Source organism: Microbacterium sp. CCNWLW134 (assembly GCF_037083565.1).
Taxonomy (GTDB): domain Bacteria; phylum Actinomycetota; class Actinomycetes; order Actinomycetales; family Microbacteriaceae; genus Microbacterium.
The window spans coordinates 1,088,534-1,114,283 of record NZ_JBAOJU010000001.1 but is presented as its reverse complement, the minus strand read 5'-3'; the positions used below and the strand labels follow the sequence as shown (position 1 = coordinate 1,114,283).

Genomic DNA, 25,750 nt, shown 5'->3' with positions numbered 1-25,750 from the left:
CAGCCTACTGTCGAGCCCCGCCCGGGCATTTCGTGGGCTTTTGTGAGGTTGACCTCAGCGATCCCGAAGCCGACGGATTGGTTCGACGGTGAGAGATCGACCTCATCCGTTGGGCGATCGACGGCCCGATCTCAGACATAATGGGGAGCGTGACGACCACCCCTGCCACCTACTCCCAGGCCATGCGGTCCGTCAAGCGACCCGATCCGGTCGCCGTCGGAACGATCGTATGGCTCGGTTCGGAGGTGATGTTCTTCGCGGGACTGTTCGCGATCTACTTCACCCTCCGCAGCACCTCGCCCGAGCTCTGGGCCGAGCGCACCGAGCTGCTGAACGTCCCGTATGCGACCGTCAACACGATCATCCTGGTGCTGTCATCGGTGACATGCCAGATGGGCGTCTTCGCCGCCGAGCGGGCGCAGCCCTACACGGTGAAGTCGAACCGCTTCTGGAACCGCTGGGGCATGGTCGAGTGGTTCTGGCTCACCTTCGCGCTGGGCGCGATCTTCGTGTCGGGCCAGGTGTGGGAGTACGCCCAGCTCGTCTACGAAGGCATGTCGATCGACGCTGATTCCTACGCGTCGGCCTTCTACCTCACGACCGGGTTCCACGCCCTGCACGTCACGGGTGGTCTCATCGCCTTCCTCCTCGTCATCGGGCGCGCGTACGCAGTCCGCAACTTCGGACGCAAGGAAGAGACGTCGGCGATCGTGGTGTCCTACTACTGGCACTTCGTCGACGTCGTGTGGATCGCCCTCTTCCTCGTCATCTACTTCCTCAAGTGAGAGCGGAGCTGAACCCCGACATGGCACGCAAGAAATCCCGCCGCGCGACCGGTCGCCGCAGCCCCTGGGCCGCCGCAGCCCTCATCGGCATCGGCCTGCTGATCACCGGCGGCGTCTACGCCGGCGCCTCCGCAGCCGTCGCCGCCACCGACGACGGTGGCACGACCCAGGAGCTCACGGTCGAGGACGGCGAGCTGCTGTTCCAGGCGAACTGCGCGACCTGCCACGGCCTCGACCTGCAGGGCTCCGAGGCCGGCCCGTCGCTCTACGGTGTAGGCGAGCTGTCGGTCCACTTCCAGGTCAGCACCGGACGCATGCCGCTGCAGGCGCAGGGCCCGCAGGCTCCGCAGAAGCCGGTGCAGTTCACCGAGGCGCAGACCCAGGCTCTCGCCGAGTACGTGCAGTCGGTCGCCCCCGGCCCGGAGTTCCCGGCGGATGAGGTTCTCGACGGCGAGGGCGACGCGTCTCACGGCGGGGAGCTCTTCCGCATCAACTGCGCGATGTGCCACAACGTGGCCGGCGCCGGCGGTGCGCTGACCGAGGGCAAGTACGCTCCGGCTCTGGACGGAACATCTCCTCTGAACATCTACGCCGCGATGGTGACCGGCCCGCAGAACATGCCGGTGTTCAACAACATGAACCTCTCCCTCGAGGAGAAGCGGGACATCATCACCTACCTGCTCTACATACAGGAAAACCGGTCCCCCGGTGGGTTCGAGCTCGGTTCGCTGGGCCCGGTCTCCGAGGGTCTGTTCATCTGGATCTTCGGCATCGGTTCGCTGATCGCCATCACCGTGTGGGTCACGGCGAAATCCAACTGACCCGACACGACACAGCAACGAGGAGCACCATGGCACACGAGGACGACGCGCTCGCCCACGAGAGGGCTTCCTGGCAGCCCTCGAGCGGTCTTGCCGTGGCCGTCAAGGATCCGGTGAAGGCACCGGCTCTGCCGCCCCACCGCGAGCGGATGACGGACAAGGATCCCGCCGCGATGAAGCGGGCGGTCCGCACGGTCTACACCCTGTTCTACCTGTCGGTCGCCGGCAGCATCGCAGCGATCGTGGCGTACTTCGCGTTCCCGATCGAGAGCGGGCGCCTCACCGACATCCGGTACAACAACCTCTTCATCGGTCTCGGGATCGCGCTGGCGCTCCTGGCCATCGGCATCGCCGCGATCCACTGGTCCAAGGCGATCATGGCCGACAAGGAGCACATCGAGCCCCGGCATGCCACCCGCGGCAAGGACACCACCCGCGCCGCGGTCGTGGAGTCGTTCCGCACCGCGAACGAGGAGTCCGGCTTCGGTCGCCGCGCGCTGATCCGCAACGGTCTGTTCGCCGCGCTGGTCGCCTCGATCCTCCCCGGCATCACGCTGTTCCGCGGCCTCGCCCCGTTCAACTCGACCGAGAACCCCATCGCCGGAAACCCCGTCGCGCTCCTCGAGCACACGATGTGGGAGGAGGGCATGCGCCTGGCGCTCGACCCCACCGGGGAGCCCATCCGCGCCGCCGACGTCACCCTCGGCTCCGCCTTCCACGTCATCCCCGAGCCGCTCGCCGAGCTCTCCCACGAGGAGGGCTACCTCGAGGAGAAGGCCAAGGCGATCGTCCTCCTCATGCGCCTGCGCCCCGAGGACCTGCCGGCCGAGACCAACCGCCTGGACTGGACCTACGACGGAATCGTCGCCTACTCCAAGGTCTGCACGCACGTCGGCTGCCCCGTGGCTCTCTACGAGCAGCTGACCCATCACCTGCTGTGCCCCTGCCACCAGTCGCAGTTCGACGTGGCCAACGGCGCTCGGGTGATCTTCGGCCCGGCCGCACGGCCGCTGCCGCAGCTACCGATCACGGTGGACGACGAGGGCTACCTCGTGGCCCAGAGTGACTTCACCGAACCCGTTGGCCCGAGCTTCTGGGAGCGCCGATGAGCACCGGGAACCACCCCACAGAGAACGTGACCCTCGAGCCGGCCATGACGGACGGAACGCAGGGCACGACAGACGGCAAGCCGCTCGGAGGCCGATTCGTCGGCTGGGCGGCCAACTACGTCGATGAGCGCACGAGCGTCTCCGGCCTCGTCAAGGAGCTCGGTCGCAAGATCTTCCCCGACCACTGGTCGTTCATGCTCGGCGAGATCGCGCTGTGGAGCTTCGTTGTCGTCCTCATCTCGGGGACGTTCCTGACGTTCTTCTTCGACGCGTCCATGGTCGAGACCCACTACACCGGGTCGTGGCTGCCGATGCGCGGCATCGAGATGTCGGCGGCCATGGCCTCGACCCTCGAGATCTCGTTCGACATCCGCGGCGGCCTCCTGGTCCGCCAGATCCACCACTGGGCGGCGCTGGTGTTCATCGCGGGCATCGGTGTGCACATGCTCCGGGTGTTTTTCACCGGCGCGTTCCGCAAGCCCCGCGAGCTGAACTGGGTCATCGGCTTCGTGCTGTTCGTCCTGGCGATGGGCGAGGGCTTCACCGGCTACTCGCTCCCCGACGACGTGCTCTCCGGCAATGGCCTCCGCATCATCGACGGCATGATCAAGGGCATCCCCCTGATCGGCACGTGGACCTCGTTCCTGCTGTTCGGCGGAGAGTTCCCGGGCACCGCCATCGTGGGCCGCCTCTACGCGCTGCACATCCTGCTGCTGCCCGCGATCCTCGTGGCCCTGCTCGTGGCGCACCTGATGCTCATGATCATCAACAAGCACACGCAGTTCGCCGGCCCCGGCCGCACGAACGACAACGTCGTGGGCTACCCGATGATGCCGGTCTACATGTCCAAGATGGGCGGCTTCTTCTTCATCACCTTCGGTGTGATCGTGCTCGTCGCGTCGCTGTTCACGATCAACCCGATCTGGAACTACGGCCCCTACGACCCGTCACCGGTGTCGGCAGGTACGCAGCCCGACTGGTACATCGGCTTCGCCGACGGGATGCTGCGCCTGATCCCGCCGCACCTGGAGACGGTCTTCCTCGACCGCACCTGGTCGTGGAACATCATCATCCCGATCACGGTCCTCGGCCTCTTCCTCGTCGTCGTCGCGCTCTACCCCTTCATCGAGGCGTGGATCACCGGCGACAAGCGCGAGCACCACATCGCCCAGCGTCCCCGCAACGCCGCCACCCGCACCGCCATCGGCGCGGCCGGCGTGACGTTCTACGCGGTGATGTGGGCGGCGGCGTCGTCCGACCTGATCGCGACCCACTTCTGGCTGACCATGGAGGGTGTCATCCACACCCTGCAGGTGGCACTGATCCTCGGGCCGATCATCGCCTACTTCGTCACCAAGCGCATCTGCATCGCACTGCAGAAGAAGGACCGCGAGATCCTGCTGCACGGCTACGAGTCGGGCCGCATCGTGCGCCTCCCCGGTGGCGAGTACATCGAGGTTCACCAGCCGGTCGACGAGTACGAGCGCTGGAAGCTCATCGAGACGGACGTGTACGAGCCCCTGGTCGTGCGACCGAACGCGAAGGGCCGCATCCCGTGGCACCAGAACGTCCGCGCGTCGATCTCGCGGTGGTTCTTCGAGGACCGCCTCACTCCGCTCACGCAGACGGAGCTGGATGCGGCGCTGGAGCACCAGCACCACACCCTCGACCACGTCGCCAGCGAGAAGGACGCCGAGCTCCAGGGCGCCCACGAGCGCGCGGGCGTCCCGGACGCGCCGCACGTGCCGATCGACGACGGCAGCCGCTCCGAGACGGCCGTCCGTCCCTCCAACGTCATCGTCGCCGAGGAGACCCGACCGCCCCAGGGCCACAAGGACTGATCGGTTCTCGTAGGAAGGGTCCTGCACTCCCCGGGGGTGCAGGGCCCTTCTCGTTGCCACCGGCATGAACGGCAGGAATCCATCCGTCGCTGGCCGTCCCGCAGATCGTCAGAGCGACGTACGGCCCGTACCGTGGACTCATGATCGACGCTGCCTCGTACTTCGCCGCCAAGCTCGCCTACGAGACCGACGCCTCCGACGTCTACGCCGCCCAACGCGCCGGAGAGGACGTCATCCTCCTCGACGTCCGCAGCGACGAGGCGTGGCGGCAGGGCCGGATCACCGGTGCCCGGCACCTCCCCTATCGCGACATCCCCACGCGCGCGCCTCGAGAGCTCGCCGGAGCCGCGGAGGTCGTCGTCTACTGCTGGAGCCCCGGCTGCAACGCGGGAACGAAGGCCGCAGCCGCGTTGGCCGAGCTCGGGTTCGCGGTGCGGGAGATGATCGGCGGCTACGAGTACTGGGTGAGAGAGGGACAGCCCACGGAGAACGACGAGGGCCCGCTCCCACGCACCTTCGACCCCCAGGTCATGGTCGTGCGGTCGAAGACCGATCACGCCGTCTGACGGGCGCTGAGCGCGCCGCAGGCAGGATCAGCCGGCCGCCAGGTCGCCGAGCGGACCGTCGAGGGCGAAACGGCGTGCTGCCGCCCCCACGAAGATCGGTGCCTGGCGTGCCGACGCCTCACCGACGACGACGTCCGTGACGACCACGGTCACGTTGTCGGCGGCGCCGGCGTCCAGGGCGAGGCTGACGAGCTGCGACGCCGCACCCTCGCGATCCTCCTGCCGGAGGGCCTCCCGCACCGCCTCATCGTCGACGTAGTCCGTGAGGCCGTCGCTGCACAGCAGCCACCGGTCGTCGCGGTGCGGCTCGACCCACGTCACCAACGGCAGGTCTTCGGGACCGCCCGACATCGAGGCGGTGATCAGGTTGCGGTGCGGGTGGGTCATGACATCCTCGGCCCGCACGTGGCCACCGTCGACGAGCGCCTGAACGAACGAGTCGTCGCGCGTCATGCGGGTCATCGTCCCCGATCGCAGGGAGTAGGCGCGCGAGTCGCCGATGTGCGCGAGGAGGAGCCGATCGCGATGACCGAGGAAGAGGCCGGTGAACGTCGTCGCCATACCCGCCAGGCGGGGATCGCGGTGCGCGTGCGCTGCGATGTCCCAGTTGGCCAGCAGCGTCCGCTCCGTGAGCATTTCCGCGTCGGGTGACTGGTGCCACCCGGCGACGAGGCGGTGGACGAAGGCGGCGGAGGCCAGATCACCTGCGGGGCCGCCGCCGACGCCGTCGGCGACCCCCGCTCCCCAGGGCGCGGCGAACGCCGAATCCTGGTTGCTCGGACGCGGCCCCGATGCCGAGGCGGCTGCCGACTCCAGTCGGAACGCCACTGTCAGCGGGCGAAGTATCCGCGGTAGTACTCATAGACCCAGCCGACGATCGCGACGGCGAAGACCCCGAGGCCGATGGGCACCATCCACGCTCCGACGGCGAGGCCGATGAATGCGAGCCCGGCGGAGAAGGCGAGGACGATGGGCCACCACGACCACGGGCTGAACTCGCCCATCTCGGGATCGCCGTCATCGATGTCAGCCGTCAGCACGTCTTCAGGGAGTTCGCCGCCCTGCGCGACATGGACCCGCTGGATGTAGAACGCGATCAGGGCGGCCATGAATGCGGTGAACAGCAGCGCGACGGAGCCGACCCATTCGATGGCCGAGAACCACGGGACCTCCGCGGTCGTGTACGCGATGATGTTCCACACCGTGTAGAACGCGAAGACCAGCAGGAAGAAGCCGCTGAGCAGCCACCAGAGTCCGACGTTGGTACGCACTTACTTGACCTCTCCCTGTGCCAGGTCGACCACGGGCGTGTCGGGCGCGTCCTTGGCCGGACCCACGCCAACGGGCAGGCCCGCCTCGGGGTGGTTCAGGTCGAACGCCGGCCGCTCGCTGCGGATGCGCGGGATGGAGGTGAAGTTGTGACGCGGCGGCGGGCACGAGGTCGCCCACTCGAGCGATGCGCCGTAGCCCCACGGGTCGTTGACAGTGACCTTCGGCGCCTTGCGAGCCGTGATCCACACGTTGAACAGGAACGGGATCATCGACGCGCCGAGGATCATCGCACCGATCGTGGACACCTGGTTCTGCCAGGTCCATCCGTCGGCGGCGGAGTAGTCGGCGTAGCGGCGGACCATCCCGTCCACGCCCAGCCAGTGCTGGATGAGGAAGGTCATGTGGAAGCCGATGAACAGCAGCCAGAAGTGGATGATGCCCAGGCGCTCGTTCAGCATCCGACCCGTCCACTTCGGCCACCAGAAGTAGAAGCCGGCGAACATCGCGAACACGACGGTTCCGAAAACCACGTAGTGGAAGTGGGCCACGACGAAGTAGGAGTCGGAGAGGGCGAAGTCCAGCGGCGGCGAGGACAGGATGACACCGGTCAGGCCACCGAACACGAACGACACCAGGAAGCCCAGCGCGAACACCATCGGCGTCTCGAAGGTCACCGACCCTCGCCACATGGTGCCGATCCAGTTGAAGATCTTCACGCCCGTGGGGACGGCGATGAGCATCGTCATGAGCGCGAAGAAAGGCAGCAGCACCCCGCCGGTGACGTACATGTGGTGCGCCCACACCGCCACCGAGAGTGCAGCGATGGCGATCGTGGCATAGACGAGCGTCTTGTAGCCGAAGATCGGCTTCCGGCTGAAGACCGGGAAGACCTCGGAGACGATTCCGAAGAACGGCAGCGCGATGATGTAGACCTCGGGGTGTCCGAAGAACCAGAACAGGTGCTGCCACAGCAGCACACCGCCGTTCTCGGGGTCGTAGATGTGCGAGCCGAAGATGCGGTCCGATCCGGCCGCGAGGATCGCGGCGGCGAGCACCGGGAACGCCATGAGGATCAGGATGCTGGTGACCAGCGTGTTCCAGGTGAAGATCGGCATGCGCCACATCGTCATGCCCGGGGCGCGCATCGTGATGATGGTGGTGATGAAGTTCACCGCGCCGAGGATCGTTCCGAAACCGCTCATGCCGAGCCCGAGCATCCAGAGGTTCCCACCGACTCCTGGTGAGAAGGTCGCACTCGCCAGCGGTTGATACGCGAACCAGCCGAACGAGGCCGCACCGGCCGGCGTCAGGAAGCCCGAGACCGCGATCAGCGAACCGAACAGGAACAGCCAGAACGCGAAGGCGTTCAGGCGAGGGAAGGCGACGTCAGGGGCGCCGATCTGCAGGGGCAGGATGGCGTTGGCGAAGCCGGCGAAAAGCGGCGTCGCGAACATCAGGAGCATCACGGTGCCGTGCATCGTGAACAGCTGGTTGTACTGCTCCTTGGTCGGGACGACCTGCATGCCGGGCTCGAACAGCTCGGCGCGAATGATGAGGGCCATGACGCCCGCGAACATAAAGAACACCACCGATGCGATCAGGTACATGTACCCGATCGTCTTGTGGTCAGTGGAGGTGATCCACTTGACGACGATGTTGCCCTTCTGCTCGACGCGGGACGAGCTCAGCAGGGCGGCCTGCCGCGGCGGCAGCGTCGAGGAGCGGCCGGGTGTGGATTCCTGCGGTGGCAGTGTCGTCGCCATGATCAGCCCTGATTCTCCGTGATGGGTCCCCCGCCGGGGGTTGTTTCGTCATCCGGGCTCACCCCGGTGCCCGGCAGGTTTTGCAGCCGGTCGTAAGCGTCGGTGATGTCACCGGTCTGGCCGCGGTCGCGGAGCGAGTCCAGGTACTGCTCGTACTCGGCTTCGCTGACCACCTCCACGTTGAACAGCATCGCCGAGTGGTACTCGCCGCAGAGTTCGGCGCACTTGCCCGCGTATGTGCCCTCGCGGGTCGGCGTGAAGGACCATTCGTTGTCCTTGCCGATGTACATGTCCTTCTTGTAGAGGAAGTCGATGATCCAGAAGCTGTGGATGACGTCGCGGGCCTCGAGATCGATCTTCACGGTCTGGTTCACGGGGAGGTACAGAGTGGGCAGCGCGGCCTGGTCGTAGTCGCCGCGGGCGTCGGGCTCGGCCTGCACGCCCATGCTCCACACGGCGTCGGAGTTGTCCTCCTCCTCGCCGTTGTACTGGAAGTCCCACGCCCACTGCTTGCCGATCGCGGTGATCGAGACGTCGGGGTCTTCGTACTGGGTCTCGATGATCGCCTGGTCGCGGGCCGTGAAGGCGAAGAATCCGACGACGAGGATCAGCGGCACGATCGTGTAGAAGATCTCGATCGGCATGTTGTAACGCAGCTGCACCGGAAGACCGGTCTGGCCCTTGCGTCGACGGTAGGCGATCGCCGCCCACCCCATGAGACCCCAGGTCACGACACCCACCGCGAGGAGGACGATCCAGGAGTTGACCCACAGACCCGAGACGAGTTCGGTCCGGTTGGTGGCCGGCGTACCCTCCTCGACGAAGCCGGGCAGGTACCCGTTCAACTCGGTCGGAGTGCATCCCGCGAGCACGAGGGCCGCGGCGATCCCGACCGGGACGAACGCCCAGCGGAGACGGCGTTTCGAGGGCACGTGCGCACCTTTCCGTTCAGTGTGTTTCCGTGGCCAGTCTAGGGCAACCTCTGGGCGCGTTCTGGCCTGACGCCCAGGTTGTTCGACCGTTCGGACACGCCCGCCGTCGACCTCGACGGCGAGGCGTCGAGGTCGGGCGCAGCGGTCACGATCGGGTCAGTGGAAGCTGTCGCCGCAGGCGCAGCTGCCGGCGGCGTTCGGATTGTCGATCGTGAAGCCCTGCTCGGAGATCGTGTCCTTGAAGTCGATCGTGGCGCCGTCGAGATACGGGACGCTCATGTCGTCGACGATGACCTCGACGCCGTCGAAGTCGACGGTCTTGTCACCCTCGAGAAGACGCTCGTCGAAATAGAGCTGGTAGATCAGGCCGCTGCATCCGCCCGGCTGGACGGCGACGCGCAGCCGAAGGTCGTCACGACCTTCCTGGTCGAGCAGGTTCTTCACCTTCAGCGCGGCGGCATCGGTGAGAAGCACGCCGTGTGCGCGCGCGGTGTCGGTGGACAGAGCGGTGTCGGTCATTACAGATCCTCCGGGTGCGGTGCGCGAGACAGGGCTCGGTGCAACCGATTCTACGCCCCGACCCCCTGGCCGGGACGGGATAGCACGCCCATCAAGAGACTCTGCGATCCAGTTCCTCCAGAAGCAGCGCCTCGGAGACGACCGCGTTGCGGAAGGTGTCCAGGTGCAGCGACTCGTTGGGGGCGTGCGCACGGGCGTGAGGGTCTTCCACGCCGGTGACGAGGATCTGCGCGGTCGGGAACTCGCGGACGAGATCGGCGATGAACGGGATCGAACCGCCGACACCCAGGTCGACCGGGTCGACGCCGTAGCCCTCGGCGAACGCGGTCCGGACCGATTCGACCGCCCAGCCGCTGGTGTCCACGAGGAAGCCGTCACCGAGATCGACGTCACCGAAGGACAGTCGCGCGCCGAACGGCGCGTGCCGCTCGAGATGGGAGCGGAGGGCCTCGAAGGCCTCCGCCGCCGCCTGACCGGGTGCGATGCGCGCACTGACGACGACCGACACCTCGGGGCTGAGCGTGTTGGAGGCGTTCTTCACGCTCGGCGCGTCGATTCCCGTCACCGTCACCGACGGCTGATTCCAGATGCGACTGAGGATCGTTCCCGATCCGATCGGGCTGACGCCCCCGAGCAGCCCCGCCTCATCGCGCAACGTCGCCTCGGTGTACTCGGGGGTCGCCGCCTCCCGGCGGAGCAGCCCCTCGACCGCGACGGAGCCCTCGGCATCCCACAGGGTGGACAGCAGGCGGATGGTCGCGAGCATGGCGTCGGGAACGGCACCGCCGAACATTCCGGAATGAGACGCGTGGCCCAGGGTCCGCACCGTCAGGGTGAACCGCACGTTCCCACGCAGCGAGACCGTCAGCGCCGGCGTTCGCGCGTCCCAGTTGCCCGAGTCGGCCACGACGATCACGTCGGCGCGAAGGGTCTCGGCGTTGTCGGAGAGGAACTGCGCGAACGAGCGCGAACCGGCCTCCTCCTCCCCCTCGATGAACAGGGCGATGCCGAGTCCGAGGTCGTCGCCGGCGGCGTCGCGCAGAGCCCGCACCGCGGCGATGTGCGCCATCACACCGGCCTTGTCGTCGGCGGCACCCCGCCCGTAGAGCCGCCCGGCGCGCACCGTCGGCTCGAAGGGCGGCGACTCCCACAGCGACTCATCGCCGACCGGCTGGACGTCGTGGTGCGCGTACAGCAGGATGGTCGGCCGCCCCGGCGCCGCGGCACGCGTGGCCAGCACCGCCGGCATCCCGCGCTCGTCGCTGTCGGGGATGGCGGCGTCGACGATCCGGACGTCGTCGAAGACCTCCGTCTCCCGTGCGAGGGTCGCCACCGCCTCCGCCGAGCGACGCACCTCGGCGTGGTCGAAGCCGGGGAAGGCCACCGAGGGGATGCGCACGAGCGCCCCCAGATCGGCCAGTGCGGTGGGGATGCCGGAGAGCGCGGCGTCGCGGACGGCATCGCGCCGGGTGGGGGTGGAGGTCATGCGGGTAATCTTAAGCGGACACCCGTCCTCCGCTTCCAAGGATCTCCCCGTGGCCAAGACTCCCGGCGCACCCACCCCCGCAGCCCCCACTCCGAAGGACGCGCCCGAGAGCGCCACATCCGCCACCGGCAAGGGCCGTGCGACGCCGACCCGCGCTGAGCGCGAGGCCGCCCGCAAGCGCCCCCTCGTCCCCGACACCAAGGAGGCCAAGGCCCGAGCCCGCGCCGACCTCGCCGCACAGCGCGAGAAGGCGCGCGCGGGCATGGCCGCCGGCGACGAGCGCTACCTCCCGGTTCGCGACAAGGGTCCGCAGCGCCGCTGGGTGCGCGACTTCGTCGATTCGGGTTTCCACCTGGGCGAGGCGGTCATGCCGGCCATGGTCCTGGTCATCGTGGCGACCTTCGTCCCGGTGCTGGCCGTGCAGTACTGGTCGTTCGTGGTGCTGTGGATCTTCATCCTCTTCGTCATCGGCGACATGATCATCACCTCCATCCGCGTCAAGCGGGGCGCGAAGGAGAAATTCGGGGCCGACAAGATGGAGAAGGGCCTGGGATGGTACGCCGCGATGCGCAGCATCCAGATGCGGTTCCTCCGCCTTCCCAAGCCGCAGGTCAAGCGCCGCGGATTCCGCGGCGGCGTCGCCTGACTCAGCCGCGAGCGCGCGGCGCCGAGCGGGCGAGCGACCGGTTGATCTGACGCGCCCAGAGCGGGCCGCGGTACAGGAAGCCGGTGTAGCCCTGCACCAGGGTGGCGCCGGCGTCCAGTCGTTCGCGCACGTCCTCCCCCGTTTCCACCCCGCCCACGGAGATCACCGCGAAGGACGCGGGAACGCTTCGGCGGAGCAGTTGCAGCACGGCGAGCGAACGGTCACGGAGGGGCGCTCCGGACAGGCCGCCGGCGCCCGCGGCGGCGACCGTCGCGGGATCGGTGCGAAGGCCTTCCCGGCCGATGGTGGTGTTCGTCGCGATGATGCCCGCGAGACCGCCCTCCACCGCGAGACGGGCGACCTCGACGATGTCGTCATCTGCGAGATCGGGCGCGATCTTCACCAGGAGCGGGGTGGTGCCCGCGGCATCCTTCACCGCCTCCAGCAGCGGCCGGAGACTGGCGACGGCCTGCAGGTCGCGGAGGCCGGGGGTGTTGGGTGAGGACACATTCACGACCAGGTAGTCAGCGAGGGGGCCGAGCAGACGCGTGCTGTGGACGTAGTCGGCGGTCGCGTCGGCCACCTCCACGATCCGGCTCTTGCCGATGTTCACCCCGATGACGGGCCGCCGCCGACGTCGTCGGAGAGCCCTGAGCCTCGCGGCCGCCGCCTCGGCGCCGGCGTTGTTGAACCCCATGCGGTTGATCACGGCACGGTCGGGGATCAGCCGGAACAGGCGCGGACGCGGATTCCCCGGCTGCGCGTGGGCGGTGATCGTGCCCACCTCGATATGGCCGAATCCGAGCGCGAACAGTCCCCGCGCGGCGCGGACGTCCTTGTCGAAGCCTGCGGCCACCCCGAACGGCGTCGGGAAGGTCAGGCCGAGCGCGGAGGTCTCCAGCGTCGGCGCCGGCCGGGTCAGACGCGCGGTGAGGGCCGCCAGGGGCGGCACCCCGAGCACCCGGATGACGGCCACCGCCGCGTGGTGGGCGGTCTCGGGGTCCATGCGCGCGAGCAGCGTGCGGAAGAGGAGGGGGTACATCACCTCCAGGCTATCGAGTCGCGTCCGTGGTGCCCGCGCGCACACGATCACCGTGGTCGGCGCGGAGCCCGGCGATGGCCGACTCGAAGTCCTCGAGCGAATCGAACGCCTGATAGACACTGGCGAAACGGAGGAAGGCGACCTCATCGAGCTCGCGCAGCGGCCCCAGGATCGCCAAGCCGATCTCGTTCGTGTCGATCTGCGACGCGCCGGTCTGGCGCACCGCCTCCTCGACCGACTGGGCGAGCACCGCGAGGTCGCCCTCGGTGACGGGCCGCCCCTGACACGCTTTCCGCACGCCGGACATGACCTTCTCGCGGCTGAACGGCTCGATCACCCCGGATCGCTTGATCACGTTGAGACTCGCCGTCTCGATGGTCGAGAATCGTCCGCCGCACTGCGGGCACTGCCGGCGGCGCTTGATGCTCAGCCCGTCGTCGCTCGTACGCGAATCGATGACACGGGAGTCGGGGTGGCGGCAGAAGGGACAATGCATGGCGAGAACAGGTTACGCCGAGAAGCGGGCTGTCACCGCTTCGCCGTGCGCCGGCAGGTCTTCGGCCTCGGCGAGCGTCACGACGGCGTCACGGACCTCCGCCAGCGCGTCGTGGTCGTACGTCACCACCTGCTGCGGGCGGAGGAACGTCGATGCCGACAACCCGGCGGCGTAGCGGGCCTGCCCGCCGGTGGGAAGCACGTGGTTGCTCCCGGCGAGGTAGTCGCCGAGACTCACCGGCGTGTGCCGACCGACGAAGACCGCACCGGCGTGGACGAAGTCCTGCGGGCGGGGGTCGGCAAGGTGCAGCTCGAGGTGCTCGGGAGCGTAGGCGTTGCTGAACGCGGCCGCGGCGTGCTGATCGTCCACGAGGACGATGGCCGACTGCGCGCCGGCCAGCGCCGTCTGCACCCGCGTCGCGTGCCGGGTGACGGCCGACCGCCGGGCAACGGCGGTGGCGACCGCGCCGGCCAGCGCCGGCGAGTCGGTGACGAGGACCGCGGATGCCTGCTCGTCGTGCTCGGCCTGGCTGATGAGGTCGGCGGCGACGATGTCGGCGTCGGCGGTGTCGTCCGCGACGATGAGGATCTCGGTGGCGCCGGCCTCGGAATCCGTTCCGACGAGCCCCGCCACCGCGCGCTTCGCTGCGGCGACGAAGTTGTTGCCCGGACCGGTCACCACATCGACCGGCGCGAGCCCGATGGATGACACGCCGTGCGCGAAGGCTCCGATCGCCCCCGCACCCCCCATGGCGTAGACCTCGTCGACGCCCAGAAGCCGCGCGGCGGCGAGGATCACGGGGTGGACCCGTCCGCCGTGCTCGCGCTGCGGGGGCGAGGCGAGCGCGATCTCGGCGACGCCGGCGATCTGAGCGGGAACGACGTTCATCACCACGCTCGAGGGGTAGACCGCCTTCCCCCCGGGCACGTAGAGACCCACCCGTCGCACCGGCTGCCAGCGCTGCACGATGCGGGCGCCCGGACGGACGTCCGTGACGATCTCTGCGGGCACCTGCGCGGCGGAGCCGACGCGGACGCGGGCGATCGCCTCCTCCAGCGCGCTGCGGATGTTGGGGGCGAGGGCGGCCAGCGCCTCGTCGAGGTGCGCCGCCGGAACCCGGAGGTCATGCCCGGTGACCCCGTCGAACCGCTCCGCCTGGTCGCGCAACGACGCCTCGCCGCGCGCGGCGATGTCGGCGACGATGTCGGTGGCCGCGGCGAATGCCGCCTCCCGCGTGCCGGCCGCACGCGGGACGGCGGCGAGCAGGTCTGCGGGCGTGAGGGCGCGCCCGCGCAGGTCGATCGTGCGCATGTCGACGGGGTTCTCCTCAGCCGCGGGTGACGCCGGAGACGTCGTGAAGGTACCCGGTGCGACCGTCCTCGTGGCGGACGACGAAGTGGGTCTGACGATCTTCGATCACGAGGGCCCACGCCGTCGGACCGATGCGGAACAGCGTGCTGCCGCTCTCATCGACGATGTCGCGCTCTTCGGGAACGAGGGCCCAGAACGCCTGGTAGCGGGTCTCGGGTTGGATCACCGTCGTCGCGGTCTGGTCGGCCGAATCAGCGGCGGTGTCGGCGGTGTCGGCAGAGTCGGCCGAAGTCCCGGAGGACACGGTGTCGGCGGACACGGTGTCGGCGGACACGGCGTCGGCGACCGCCGTTCGCGGCTGGGCGTCGTCGGTCTCGAGACGCTCGGTGCGGGTGGGCCCGAACATCGACTCCAGCGCGCCCGTCTCGCTGTCGTCGCCGGCACGTCGGTCGTCGGTTCCGCCCATGGTGTTGGGGCCGACGGGCACACCTGCCGAGGCGTGCGCTCCGGCTGAGGCGGGCGCGTAGGGGTTCACACCGTACGCATCGGTGTCGTACGCCCCGTTGTCCTCTCCTCCGGTGCCCTGCGCGGACACCGGCGCCGGTGAGGCGGCGGGAGCGGGCTTCGGCGGACGCGGCGCCCGCGGGCGCGGTGCGACCGGGCGTGCCGGGCGGGCGAAGCGGTGCGCGACGATCTCACGACGGTCCTGGAAGTCCTCGGCCAGCGCGGGGATGAGGGGCGCGAAGACGGTGAGCACGACACCCGCCAGCATGAGGAAGAACTCCACCCAGATCACCCAACCGCGCAGCCAGGGGCCGCCGGCGATGACGATGGCGACGGTCTCCCAGATCAGGTGCAGCCAGATGACCGCCGAGACGGTGAAGGCCACGGAGGCGAACTGGTCGATGCCGAGCGAGCCGACACGTCTGATGCCCTCGGGCGAAAGGCGGCGCAGCGCCAGCAGGAAGACCGCGGCCGTCGGCGTGCCGATGGTGAGGATCCACCACAGACCCGTGGTCCACACCGAGCTGAACTGCACCGTACTGAACGAGAAGAACGACACGATGAAGGCCACGAGCCAGACGCCGCCGATGATCACCTCGCGCAGAGAGAACGGGCCCACGCCGTACTGCACGCCGGTGTCGGGGCGGCCGGCGACGGCGGGTGCGTCATCCTCCGCAGGCGTCGTCGCGGGGGTGTCCACGGTCGGTTCGTCGTTGCTGATTCCGTCGGTCACAGTCATCCTTCCCGGGGGCCACGCGGTCCGCGCGGCGACTCCCGATCTTACCCGCGCCGCCTCCGCCGCTCGTGGGGTTGCCGCGGCGCGACGAGGTCGCTCACCTTCGAGACGCTCAGCCACCCTGAGCAAGTGCGGCCACCTCGAGGCCGGCGGCTCCCCGAGGCACTCCGTCGATGGACGACGCCGGTGCTACCCCAGGCACTGGGGCCCGAGGAGGCCCTTCAGCTCGCCGTACAGGTCGGCGGTCACCGTCACCGGCAACGGCACCTCGAAGACTTTGGCCATACCGCCCTTGTGCAGGCGCAGGGTGACCTCGGTGTCGCCGCGATGACGTGTCAGCACCTGGGCGAGCTCGGTCACCACCGTCTCGGTCGCCCGGTGCTCGGGGACGAGCAGGACCAGCGGTCCCGTGGCATCCACCGCCCCCAGATCGGGGACGAACGCCGACACCGCGTGCAGGTTCATCCCGTCATCGCGTCGCGACACCCGCCCGCGCACCACGAGGATCGAGTCGGCCTGCAGCATCGACTGGAACTCGATGTACGTCTTGCCCATGAACATCACGGTCACTTCTCCATCGAAGTCCTCGACGGTGATCATGCCGTAGGGATTGCCGCTGGACTTGGCGACCCGATGCTGCACGCTCGTGACGAGCCCGGCCACCGTGACCTGTTCGCCGTCGGCGATGTCCTCTGAGGCCAGAAGGTCGTGGATCGACAGCGAGGCATGCTTGGCCAGGGGGATCTCCAGCCCCGCGAGCGGGTGATCGGAGACGTACAGCCCGAGCATCTCGCGCTCGAAGGCGAGCTTGTCCTTCTTTGTCCACTCCGGTCGGTCGGGCACCTTCTGCACCTGCTGCGGTTCATCCCACAGCGAATCGAAGTCGAAACCGACCTCGCCGTTGGCCTCACGACGCTTGTCGAGGACGGCCTGCTCGGTGGCATCCTCATGGATCTCCATCAGCGCCCGACGAGTCGATCCGAGCGAGTCGAAGGCGCCGGCCTTGATCAGCGACTCCACCGTCCTCTTGTTGGCGACGTGGACGGGCACCTTGCCGAGGAAGTCGTGGAAGGAGGTGAAGGGCGCCTCCTGCCGCGCGGTGACGATGGCGTCGACGACGTTGGCCCCGACGTTGCGCACCGCGCCGAGACCGAAGCGGATGTCTTCGCCGACGGCGGCGAAGTAGCGGATGGACTCGCCCACATCCGGCGGCAGCACCTTGATGCCCATCCGGCGGCACTCGTTGAGGTAGACGGCCATCTTGTCCTTCGAGTCGCCGACGCTCGTGAGGAGCGCGGCCATGTACTCGGCGGGATAGTGGGCCTTCAGGTACGCCGTCCAGTAGGAGACGAGACCGTAGGCGGCGGAGTGCGCTTTGTTGAAGGCGTAGTCCGAGAAGGGGAGCAGGATGTCCCACAGGGCCTTGATCGCGGCCTCGCCGTAGCCCCTCTCCTTCATTCCGCCGGAGAAGCCTTCGTACTGCTTGTCGAGCTCGGACTTCTTCTTCTTGCCCATCGCGCGACGGAGGATGTCGGCCTGTCCGAGCGAGAACCCCGCCACCTTCTGCGCGATCGCCATGACCTGCTCCTGATAGATGATCAGGCCGTAGCTGATGTCGAGGATGTCCCGCAGCGGCTCTTCGAGCTCCGGGTGGATCGGGGTGACCTCCTGCTGCCCGTTCTTGCGGAGCGCGTAGTTGATGTGCGAGTTCGCCCCCATGGGACCGGGACGGTACAGGGCGATGACGGCCGAGACGTCCTCGAAGTTGTCGGGCTTCATCAGACGCAGGAGAGAGCGCATCGGCCCCCCGTCGAGCTGGAAGACGCCGAGGGTGTCGCCGCGGGTGAGCAGCTCGTACGCCGCCGCGTCGTCGAGTGCGAGGTGCTCAAGGTCGAGCTCCTCGCCCCGGTTCATGCGGATGTTGTCCAGCGCGTCGGAGATGATGGTGAGGTTGCGCAGCCCCAGGAAGTCCATCTTGATGAGACCGAGTGCCTCACAGGACGGGTAGTCGAACTGGGTGACGATCTGCCCGTCCTGCTCGCGGCGCATGATCGGGATGATGTCGAGCAGCGGCTCCGAGGACATGATGACGCCGGCGGCATGGACGCCCCACTGGCGCTTCAGCCCCTCGAGTCCGAGCGCGCGGTCGAACACCGTCTTGGCCTCTGGATCGGTGTCGATGAGGGCCCGGAATTCGCTGGCCTCCTTGTAGCGCGGATGCTGGGGGTCGTACATGCCGCTCAGCGGCATGTCCTTGCCCATGACCGCAGGGGGCATCGCCTTGGTCAGACGCTCCCCCATGCTGAAGGGGAACCCCAGGACCCGTCCGGCGTCCTTCAGCGCCTGCTTGGACTTGATCGTGCCGTACGTCACGATCTGCGCGACCCGCTCCGAGCCGTACTTCGCGGTGACGTAGTCGATCACCTCGCCGCGGCGGCGGTCGTCGAAGTCCACATCGAAGTCGGGCATCGACACGCGGTCGGGGTTGAGGAAGCGCTCGAAGATGAGTCCGTGCTCGAGCGGGTCGAGGTCGGTGATGCGCATCGCGTAGGCCACCATGGACCCGGCGCCCGATCCGCGCCCGGGCCCGACCCGGATGCCGTTGTCCTTGGCCCAGTTGATGAAGTCGGCGACGACGAGGAAGTAGCCCGGGAAACCCATTTGCAGGATGATGCCGGTCTCGTACTCCGCCTGCCGGCGCACCCTGTCGGGGATCCCGCCGGGGTATCGGTAGTGCAGGCCCTTCTCGACCTCCTTCACCAGCCAGCTGTCCTCGGTCTCTCCGTCGGGGACGGGGAAGCGGGGCATGTAGTTGGCGCTGGTGTTGAACTCGACCTCGCAGCGCTCGGCGATGAGGAGGGTGTTGTCGCACGCCTCGGGGTGCTCGCGGAAGATCTGCCGCATCTCCTGCGCGGTCTTGACGTAGTACCCGTCGCCGTCGAACTTGAACCGGTTGGGGTCGTCGAGGGTCGATCCGGACTGCACGCATAGCAGCGCCGCGTGGGCGTCGGCCTCGTGCTGGTGGGTGTAGTGGGAGTCGTTGGTCGCCACCAGCGGGATGCCCAGATCCTTGGAGATGCGGATCAGATCGGTCATGACCCGCCGCTCGATGGCGAGTCCGTGATCCATGATCTCGGCGAAGTAGTTCTCCTTGCCGAAGATGTCCTGGAACTCCGCGGCTGCCGCCCGCGCCGCGTCGTACTGGCCGAGGCGCAGACGCGTCTGCACCTCGCCCGACGGGCATCCCGTCGTGGCGATGAGGCCCTTGCCGTAGGTCTCGAGCAGCTCGCGGTCCATGCGGGGCTTGAAGTAGTAGCCCTCCATGCTCGACAACGAGCTGAGGCGGAAGAGGTTGTGCATGCCCTCCGTGCTCTGGCTCCACATCGTCATGTGGGTGTACGCCCCCGAGCCCGAGACGTCGTCGCTGCGCTGCTCGGGAGTGCCCCACTGCACCCGCGACTTGTCGCTGCGATGCGTGCCGGGCGTGACGTAGGCCTCGAGCCCGATGATCGGCTTGATTCCCGCCGCCTTCGCGGCGTTGTAGAACTCGAACGCGGCGAAGGTGTTGCCGTGGTCGGTGACGGCGATGGCAGGCATGCCGTAGTCGGCCGCGGCCTGGGTCATCGCACCGATCTTGGCGGCGCCGTCGAGCATCGAGTACTCGCTGTGCACGTGCAGGTGAACGAAGGAGTCGGATGCCACGGATCCAGCGTACGCGGCGGGTCGGACACCGACGGCGTGTCGGATAGCGTGGCAGCCGGACAGAGGGAGAACGCCATGCCGACACCTGATTTCGTGCGAGAGCTCCGCCGCTTCATCGGCACCCGCCCCCTCCCCCTCGTCGGGGTGACGGCGGTGATCGAGCGCGACGGCGAGGTCCTGCTGGGTCGCCGCAGCGACAACGGACGACTCACGCCGATCACGGGCATCGTCGATCCCGGCGAGGAGCCCGCCGACGCCGCCTGCCGGGAGGCGGAGGAGGAGGCGGGGGTGGTCGTGCGCGCACTGAGGCTGGCCCTCGTGCACCAGATCCCGCGGATCACGTACGACAACGGCGACCAGAGCGACTACCTCGACCTGACCTTCCGGTGCGCGTGGATCTCCGGCTCCCCCGAGCCCGTCGACGGGGAGATGACCGAGGTCGGCTGGTACCCCGCCGATGCGATCGAGGAGATCCTCGACGACGACATGGCCGAGCGCGTCCGTCATGCCCTCCAGGACGGACCGGCGATCTTCCGTCAGGCGCGCTGAGCGGTCGCCCGCTCAGGTCAGGTCGCGTCTCATGAGGACGCGCGGAAACCCGTTCAGCACCGAGGTGGTGTCGGCCGCATGCACGAACCCGGCCCGCTCGAACAGGGCCCGGGTGCCGACGTAGGCCATCGTGAGATCGACCTTCGCTCTCCGGTTGTCGACCGGATAGCCCTCGATCGCCGGCGCGCCGTTGTCGCGTGCGAAGTCCACCGCACCGCCGAGCAGCGCATGGGAGATCCCGCGTCCGCGATGACCGGGGCGGACGCGGATGCACCACACGCTCCAGACATCCTCGTCGTCGACGTGCGGGATCCTCCGGTTCGTGGCGAACGAGGTGTCGGCGCGCGGGTGCACCGCCGCCCAGCCGACCACCTCGCCGTCGTCGTACGCCAGGACGCCCGGGGGCCCTTCAGCGAGCAGCTCCCGCACCTTCTCGCCGCGCGCGGGTCCGGCCAGAGCACGATTCTCGCCGCCGGGCAGGCGGTAGCTCAGACACCAGCAGACATTCGACGTCGGCTTCTTCGGACCGACCACCGTGCGGATGTCGTCGAACTCCGCGGCCGGTCTCACCTGGATCACCATGACGCCACCCTGCCGCCGGCCGCCGACATCGTCGCGTGTCACTCGCCGCGGAGAATCTCCAACGCGGCAGCGAGATCGGGGGGATAGTCCGAGGCGAACTCCGTCCACGCCCCGGTGCCGGGGTGGGTGAAGGCGAGGCGGTGAGCATGCAGCCACTGCCGGGACAGCCCCAGCCGCGCACTGAGGGTCGGATCGGCGCCGTAGAGAGGGTCGCCGACGCAGGGATGCCGGTGGGCGGCCATGTGCACGCGGATCTGGTGCGTCCGCCCCGTCTCCAGGTGGATCTCCAGCAGTGAGGCGCCGGGAAAAGCCTCGAGGGTCTCGTAGTGGGTGACCGAGTCCTTCCCCGAGGGCGTCACCGCGAACTTCCAGGAGTGGGTGGGGTGCCGTCCGATCGGCGCATCGATCGTGCCCGCCAGCGGGTCGGGGTGCCCCTGGACGACGGCGTGGTAGACCTTCTCGACCTCGCGCTCTTTGAAGGCGTGCTTGAGTGCGGTGTACGCCGCCTCCGTCTTCGCGACGACCATGAGGCCGCTCGTCCCGACGTCGAGGCGGTGGACGATGCCCTGACGCTCGGCCGCGCCGGTCGTGGCGACGCGCACGCCCGCCGCCGCGAGGGCACCGAGGACCGTGGGGCCCTCCCATCCGACCGACGGATGTGCGGCGACGCCGGCCGGCTTGTCCACGACGATGAGGTCGTCATCCTGGTGCACCACGCCGAGGTCGGGCACGGCCACGGGGATCACGCGAGGCTCTTCCTTGGCCGCCCACTCGACATCGAGCCAGGCACCCCCGCGGAGGCGATCCGACTTCACCAGGGCGCGCCCGTCCATCCGCGCCCCACCGGCTTCGAGCACCTCGCCGGCGAACGTGCGGGAGAAGCCCAGCATCTTCGCCAGGGCCGCGTCGGCGCGGGTGCCGTCGAGGCCGTCCGGGACGAGGAGATGTCGTGACTCCACGTCAGTCGGCCGCCCGCTCGGAGCGCGGTGCGGAGTCGGCCGGGGCGGGTTCCCCCTTGCGCGCGGAGCGCTCCTGAGGGGTGCCGTCGAGGTGCGGACCGAACAACACGAGGGCGGCGACGGAGATCATCATCGTCACGATGAAGATGTCGGCCACGTTGTAGATCGCAGGCATCATCCACGGGGTGTTGATGAAGTCCACCACGTGACCGACCGGGAACCCGGGTTCGCGGAGGAGCCGGTCGGTGAGGTTGCCCAGGACCCCGCCGAGAAGCAGACCGAGGACGACCGCCCAGAGGCGGGAGCGCAGCCGCGTCAGTGCCAGGAAGACGATGACGACGGCGACCACCGCGAGGGCGATGGTGAAGATCCAGGTGACGTCCTCACCGAGGGAGAAGGCAGCACCGGGATTGCGGGTGAGGTAGAAGACCAGGAAATCGCCGAGGATGCGGACCGGCTCCTGATAGGGCAGGTTCTCGAGGGCGAGGTACTTCGTGAACTGGTCGGCGGCCAGCACGATCGTCGCGAGGATCACGACGATGATGCTGGCCGCCGCCCGGTGAAGCGGGGTTCGACCGGTCAACGACTACAGGCCGACGGCCGGCACGGGGGCAGACCCCGTCGCGGTCGAGGATGCGTCCAGATCGCGCAGGTGCCCCTCGATGTAGCTGCGCAGCTGCGTGCGGTAGTCGCGCTCGAACTGGCGCAGCTCGCTGATGCGGCCCTCCAGGGTGGCGCGCTCCTTCTCGAGGCGGGCGATCTCGTCGCGGCCCCGGGCCTCGGCCTCGGACACGATCGAGGCGGCCTGGGCCTGCGCGTCGGAGATGAGCTGGTCGCGCTTGGCGCGGCCCTCGGCGACGTGCTCGTCGTGCAGACGCTGCGCGAGCTCGATGATCCCCGCGCTCGCCGCACTCGGCGAGCCGGCGTCGGCGGCGGGCGCGGCCTCGGGGGCGGCTGCCGGAACCTCGGCGACGGGGGCGGCGACGGGCGCCGGGGCGGCGGACTCGCCCGACTCGAGCGCGGCGAGCTTGGCCTTCAGCTCCTCGTTCTCGGCGATGGTCTTGCGCCATTCGACGACGATCTCGTCGAGGAAGTCGTCGACCTCGTCCGGGTCGAAACCCTCCTTGAAGCGGACGTGCTGGAACTGCTTGGTGACGACGTCATCGGGGGTCAATGCCATGGTGATTCCTCTTTCGAGCTGGTCGTTGGCCGACGTCGCGGCCCTCCCACCGTCCTGCGGCGGTCGTATCCAGCCAAGCATAGCCCCGGGCCCCGGAGGTGTCGAAGGCGCCGGAGGGGGTCAGACCATCGTGAGCGAGCGGGTGACGGCGAGCAGGATGAAGCAGAGCAGCATCGTCAGCGCGAAGCCGAAATCCAGTGCGACCGGCCCCACCCGCAGGGGCGGGATGAAGCGCCGGAACATCTTGATCGGCGGATCGGTGACGGTGTAGACGACCTCGGCGAGCACCAGGCCTACGCCCTTCGGCCGCCATTCGCGGTTGAAGAAGGGGATCCACTCGAGCACCAGGCGCCCGAGCAGGACGAAGACGTAGATGAAGAGGATCGCGTTGAGGATGGAAGCGATGAACGCGATGACGGGCACGTACTAAGGCTACGAGAAGGGCACGGCTTCCGGGTCCGCGTGCGCGATCGCACCATCTCCGGACACGGCGACATTCTCGGGCGAGAGCAGGAACACCTTGCTGGTGACACGCTCGATACGGCCGTAGAGTCCGAGCGAAAGACCGCTGGCGAAGTCGATGAGGCGTCGCGCATCGGCATCGGACATCTGCGACAGGTTGATGATCACGGGGATACCGTCCCGGAAGTTCTCGGCGATGACCTGGGCGTCCCGATACTGCTTGGGGTGCACGGTCAGGATCTCGCTCACCGCCGTGGGCGCCGGCTGACGGACCACCGCGGGACGGTGGATCGGGGTGATGGGGGCCGCTTTCTCGACCGCCTGCGGCTTCTGCCGAGCTGCCGGCTGGGACGCGGGCTCTTCGTAGACCTCTTCCTCATCGGCGAGGCCCAGGTACACCATGGTCTTCTTGAGCGGGTTCGACATCGGATCCTCCGTTTGCTCGTGTCCTTTCCGAGGTTAACCGCGCTCGGGCCGCGGGCCGGTGATTGCCGTGCCGATGCGTAGGTGTGTCGCGCCGACGGCGATCGCCTCGGCGAAGTCTCCGGTCATCCCCGCCGACAACCAAGTCGCATCGGGGACGACGGTCCGCACCGCCTCCGCGTACCGCGCGAGACGCTCGAAGGCCGCCGCAGGGGCCTCGTCGAGGGGAGCGACGGCCATGACGCCGCGGACGCGCAGCGTGTCGCGGGCTGCGGCGTGGACCGCAAGGGCGGTCAAATCGCCGGGCGCCACGCCGCCTCGCCCGGGGTCGTCGGTGAGGTTGACCTGGAGGAAGACATCCAGCGGAGGCTCGGACTCCTCGGCGGCCCGATCGAGGGCGTCGGCGATCTTCGGCCGATCCACCGAGTGCACGACGGAAGCGGCCGAGCGGATCGCCCGGGCTTTGTTGGTCTGCGCCTGCCCGATGAAGTGCCAGCGGAGACCTGCCAGTGAGCCGACGGCCTCGTGCTTGGCCGAGAGCTCCTGCTGACGGTTCTCACCCACGTCGCGGACGTCCAGCTCGTACAGCCGCTCCACGAGACGGGCGGGGTGGAATTTCGTCACCACGATCCGGGTGATCTCCTCGGGCCTGCGACCCGACGAGCGCGCCGCGTCGGCGATGCGCGCATCCACGGCGGCGAGCCGCCGGGCGAGGTCGTCCTCGTCCGGCGGCTCGCCGTGTGTCGCGGGGATGCTCATCGCGCGGCGATGTGCGTCACTTCAGGAAGTCGGGGATGTCGAGGTCGTCATCACCGAACGCCGAGTCGTACCCGGTGTCGGGCACGGACGCACCCACCGAGACGGACTCCTTCTTCGGCTCGACCCGCTCGGGCTCGACGTCGCGCGCAGCATCGACAGCGGGCATCGCGGGCACGACCGGCACGGTGGCCGGGCGGGCCGCGGCGACCGGATCGATCCGCAGCGACGGCTCGCCGCCGTCGAATCCGGCTGCGATGACCGTCACACGGACCTCGTCGCCCAGGGTGTCGTCGATCACCGTGCCGAAGATGATGTTGGCCTCGGGGTGCGCGGCCTCCTTCACCAGCTGCGCAGCATCGTTGATCTCGAAGATGCCGAGGTTGGAACCACCCTGGATCGACAGCAGCACGCCGTGCGCACCCTCGATCGACGCCTCCAGCAGGGGCGACTCCACAGCGAGCTCGGCGGCCTTGATGGCCCGATCGGCCCCGCGGGCGGAGCCGATGCCCATCAGCGCCGACCCGGCACCCTGCATGACCGACTTGACGTCGGCGAAATCGAGGTTGATCAGACCGGGAGTCGTGATCAGATCGGTGATGCCCTGCACACCGGCGAGCAGCACCTGATCGGCGGTGGCGAAGGCCTCCACCATGGAGATGCCGCGATCGCTGATCTCGAGCAGGCGGTCGTTCGGCACGACGATGAGGGTGTCGACCTCTTCCTTCAGCCGCGCGACGCCGGCCTCGGCCTGGCTCTGCCGGCGACGGCCTTCGAAGGAGAAAGGCTTGGTGACCACACCGATGGTCAGGGCGCCGATGGACTTGGCGATCTTCGCGACCACCGGGGCGCCGCCGGTGCCGGTGCCGCCGCCTTCGCCCGCCGTGACGAAGACCATGTCGGCGCCGCGCAGGGCCTCTTCGATCTCCTCCGCGTGGTCCTCCGCCGCACGACGCCCCACCTCGGGGTCGGCGCCTGCGCCCAGACCGCGCGTGAGTTCCCGGCCGACGTCGAGTTTGACGTCGGCGTCGCTCATGAGCAGCGCCTGGGCATCGGTGTTGATCGCGATGAACTCCACGCCGCGCAACCCGAGTTCGATCATGCGGTTGACGGCGTTCACGCCGCCGCCACCCACGCCGACCACCTTGATCACGGCGAGGTAGTTCTGGTTCTGGCTCATGCCGGCCTCCGTCTTCCCGAACCTTCAACCTCTACTAGAGGTATAAAGAATTGCTCGGTATGCAATTCCTGTTCTTGAAGGTAAGGGGCCGACGCGGCTCGGCGCGGAGGGACACGGCGTGTCGCGAC

General features: G+C 68.5%; 26 protein-coding genes. 7 read left to right on the top strand and 19 right to left on the bottom strand.

Annotated features, from left to right (window positions below; all coding sequences use genetic code 11):
• The first annotated feature begins 140 nt into the window (after positions 1-140).
• The 5 genes from ctaE (at position 141) to V6S02_RS05230 (ending at position 5,122) form a co-directional block, all read left to right on the top strand.
• Positions 141-785 carry an aa3-type cytochrome oxidase subunit III gene (gene ctaE, locus V6S02_RS05250; protein ID WP_289263394.1) on the top strand — a complete coding sequence of 215 codons (645 nt, stop codon included), beginning with the start codon at positions 141-143 and terminating at the stop codon, positions 783-785.
• Positions 786-805: 20 nt separating this feature from the next.
• A complete protein-coding gene (gene qcrC, locus V6S02_RS05245; protein WP_336400784.1) occupies positions 806-1,606 on the top strand; it encodes a cytochrome bc1 complex diheme cytochrome c subunit in 801 nt (266 codons plus the stop codon).
• Positions 1,607-1,635: 29 nt separating this feature from the next.
• Entirely contained in the window at positions 1,636-2,715 is a 1,080-nt protein-coding gene (gene qcrA, locus V6S02_RS05240) for a cytochrome bc1 complex Rieske iron-sulfur subunit (protein ID WP_179559394.1), read from the top strand.
• A gap of 44 nt (positions 2,716-2,759) precedes the next feature.
• The gene (gene qcrB, locus V6S02_RS05235) at positions 2,760-4,556 is read left to right on the top strand and encodes a cytochrome bc1 complex cytochrome b subunit (protein WP_336400783.1); all 1,797 of its coding nucleotides are present in this window, start codon (positions 2,760-2,762) and stop codon (positions 4,554-4,556) included.
• Between the two features lie 140 nt (positions 4,557-4,696).
• Entirely contained in the window at positions 4,697-5,122 is a 426-nt protein-coding gene (locus tag V6S02_RS05230) for a rhodanese-like domain-containing protein (RefSeq protein ID WP_248242883.1), read from the top strand.
• Positions 5,123-5,149: 27 nt separating this feature from the next.
• Here V6S02_RS05230 and V6S02_RS05225 read toward each other — a convergent pair whose 3' ends face one another.
• From V6S02_RS05225 to V6S02_RS05200, 6 genes are all read right to left on the bottom strand, one after another.
• Positions 5,150-5,950, bottom strand: coding sequence for a PP2C family protein-serine/threonine phosphatase (locus V6S02_RS05225; protein ID WP_248242884.1), 801 nt, complete (start codon positions 5,948-5,950; stop codon positions 5,150-5,152).
• 2 nt (positions 5,951-5,952) lie between these two features.
• Positions 5,953-6,393, bottom strand: coding sequence for an aa3-type cytochrome oxidase subunit IV (ctaF, locus tag V6S02_RS05220; protein ID WP_248242885.1), 441 nt, complete (start codon positions 6,391-6,393; stop codon positions 5,953-5,955).
• A complete protein-coding gene (gene ctaD / locus V6S02_RS05215; RefSeq protein WP_336400116.1) occupies positions 6,394-8,157 on the bottom strand; it encodes an aa3-type cytochrome oxidase subunit I in 1,764 nt (587 codons plus the stop codon).
• Positions 8,158-8,159: 2 nt separating this feature from the next.
• Positions 8,160-9,089: an aa3-type cytochrome oxidase subunit II gene (gene ctaC, locus V6S02_RS05210; RefSeq protein WP_248242887.1), complete on the bottom strand. Its 930-nt coding sequence runs from the start codon at positions 9,087-9,089 to the stop codon at positions 8,160-8,162.
• 156 nt (positions 9,090-9,245) lie between these two features.
• A complete protein-coding gene (gene erpA / locus V6S02_RS05205; protein WP_124293033.1) occupies positions 9,246-9,608 on the bottom strand; it encodes an iron-sulfur cluster insertion protein ErpA in 363 nt (120 codons plus the stop codon).
• A gap of 91 nt (positions 9,609-9,699) precedes the next feature.
• Entirely contained in the window at positions 9,700-11,094 is a 1,395-nt protein-coding gene (locus V6S02_RS05200) for a dipeptidase (protein ID WP_248242888.1), read from the bottom strand.
• 49 nt (positions 11,095-11,143) lie between these two features.
• Here V6S02_RS05200 and V6S02_RS05195 point away from each other — a divergent pair, with 49 nt between their 5' ends.
• Positions 11,144-11,740, top strand: coding sequence for a DUF3043 domain-containing protein (locus tag V6S02_RS05195; protein WP_336400115.1), 597 nt, complete (start codon positions 11,144-11,146; stop codon positions 11,738-11,740).
• A 1-nt stretch (position 11,741) separates the two neighbouring features.
• On the opposite strand, the gene V6S02_RS05190 is transcribed toward V6S02_RS05195, so the two are convergent.
• The 5 genes from V6S02_RS05190 to dnaE all read right to left on the bottom strand — a co-directional run bounded on the left by V6S02_RS05190 (position 11,742) and on the right by dnaE (position 19,483).
• Positions 11,742-12,782: a quinone-dependent dihydroorotate dehydrogenase gene (locus tag V6S02_RS05190; RefSeq protein ID WP_336400114.1), complete on the bottom strand. Its 1,041-nt coding sequence runs from the start codon at positions 12,780-12,782 to the stop codon at positions 11,742-11,744.
• Positions 12,783-12,792: 10 nt separating this feature from the next.
• Entirely contained in the window at positions 12,793-13,278 is a 486-nt protein-coding gene (nrdR, locus tag V6S02_RS05185) for a transcriptional regulator NrdR (RefSeq protein ID WP_248242891.1), read from the bottom strand.
• Positions 13,279-13,290: 12 nt separating this feature from the next.
• The gene (hisD, locus tag V6S02_RS05180) at positions 13,291-14,589 is read right to left on the bottom strand and encodes a histidinol dehydrogenase (RefSeq protein WP_336400113.1); all 1,299 of its coding nucleotides are present in this window, start codon (positions 14,587-14,589) and stop codon (positions 13,291-13,293) included.
• Between the two features lie 16 nt (positions 14,590-14,605).
• On the bottom strand, positions 14,606-15,832 hold the full coding sequence (locus tag V6S02_RS05175) for a hypothetical protein (protein WP_442927897.1): 1,227 nt from the start codon (positions 15,830-15,832) through the stop codon (positions 14,606-14,608).
• A gap of 186 nt (positions 15,833-16,018) precedes the next feature.
• Complete coding sequence (gene dnaE, locus V6S02_RS05170) at positions 16,019-19,483, bottom strand: DNA polymerase III subunit alpha (protein ID WP_442927916.1); 3,465 nt, start codon at positions 19,481-19,483, stop codon at positions 16,019-16,021.
• Positions 19,484-19,606: 123 nt separating this feature from the next.
• Between dnaE and V6S02_RS05165 the strand changes: the two genes are divergently transcribed.
• A complete protein-coding gene (locus V6S02_RS05165; protein WP_336400110.1) occupies positions 19,607-20,080 on the top strand; it encodes an NUDIX domain-containing protein in 474 nt (157 codons plus the stop codon).
• Positions 20,081-20,092: 12 nt separating this feature from the next.
• On the opposite strand, the gene V6S02_RS05160 is transcribed toward V6S02_RS05165, so the two are convergent.
• The 8 genes from V6S02_RS05160 to ftsZ form a co-directional block, all read right to left on the bottom strand.
• A complete protein-coding gene (locus tag V6S02_RS05160) occupies positions 20,093-20,662 on the bottom strand; it encodes a GNAT family N-acetyltransferase (RefSeq protein WP_336400109.1) in 570 nt (189 codons plus the stop codon).
• A gap of 38 nt (positions 20,663-20,700) precedes the next feature.
• Entirely contained in the window at positions 20,701-21,621 is a 921-nt protein-coding gene (locus tag V6S02_RS05155; RefSeq protein ID WP_336400108.1) for an RluA family pseudouridine synthase, read from the bottom strand.
• 1 nt (position 21,622) lies between these two features.
• Positions 21,623-22,204 (bottom strand): signal peptidase II, encoded by a 582-nt coding sequence (lspA, locus tag V6S02_RS05150; RefSeq protein WP_336400107.1) that lies wholly within the window; start codon positions 22,202-22,204, stop codon positions 21,623-21,625.
• Between the two features lie 3 nt (positions 22,205-22,207).
• Positions 22,208-22,801, bottom strand: coding sequence for a DivIVA domain-containing protein (locus V6S02_RS05145; RefSeq protein ID WP_248242897.1), 594 nt, complete (start codon positions 22,799-22,801; stop codon positions 22,208-22,210).
• Positions 22,802-22,921: 120 nt separating this feature from the next.
• The gene (locus V6S02_RS05140; RefSeq protein ID WP_124293021.1) at positions 22,922-23,224 is read right to left on the bottom strand and encodes a YggT family protein; all 303 of its coding nucleotides are present in this window, start codon (positions 23,222-23,224) and stop codon (positions 22,922-22,924) included.
• A gap of 9 nt (positions 23,225-23,233) precedes the next feature.
• The gene (locus V6S02_RS05135) at positions 23,234-23,689 is read right to left on the bottom strand and encodes a cell division protein SepF (protein ID WP_179559412.1); all 456 of its coding nucleotides are present in this window, start codon (positions 23,687-23,689) and stop codon (positions 23,234-23,236) included.
• Between the two features lie 33 nt (positions 23,690-23,722).
• On the bottom strand, positions 23,723-24,445 hold the full coding sequence (locus V6S02_RS05130; RefSeq protein WP_336400106.1) for a YggS family pyridoxal phosphate-dependent enzyme: 723 nt from the start codon (positions 24,443-24,445) through the stop codon (positions 23,723-23,725).
• A gap of 16 nt (positions 24,446-24,461) precedes the next feature.
• On the bottom strand, positions 24,462-25,622 hold the full coding sequence (gene ftsZ / locus V6S02_RS05125; RefSeq protein WP_248242899.1) for a cell division protein FtsZ: 1,161 nt from the start codon (positions 25,620-25,622) through the stop codon (positions 24,462-24,464).
• Positions 25,623-25,750: the final 128 nt, after the last annotated feature.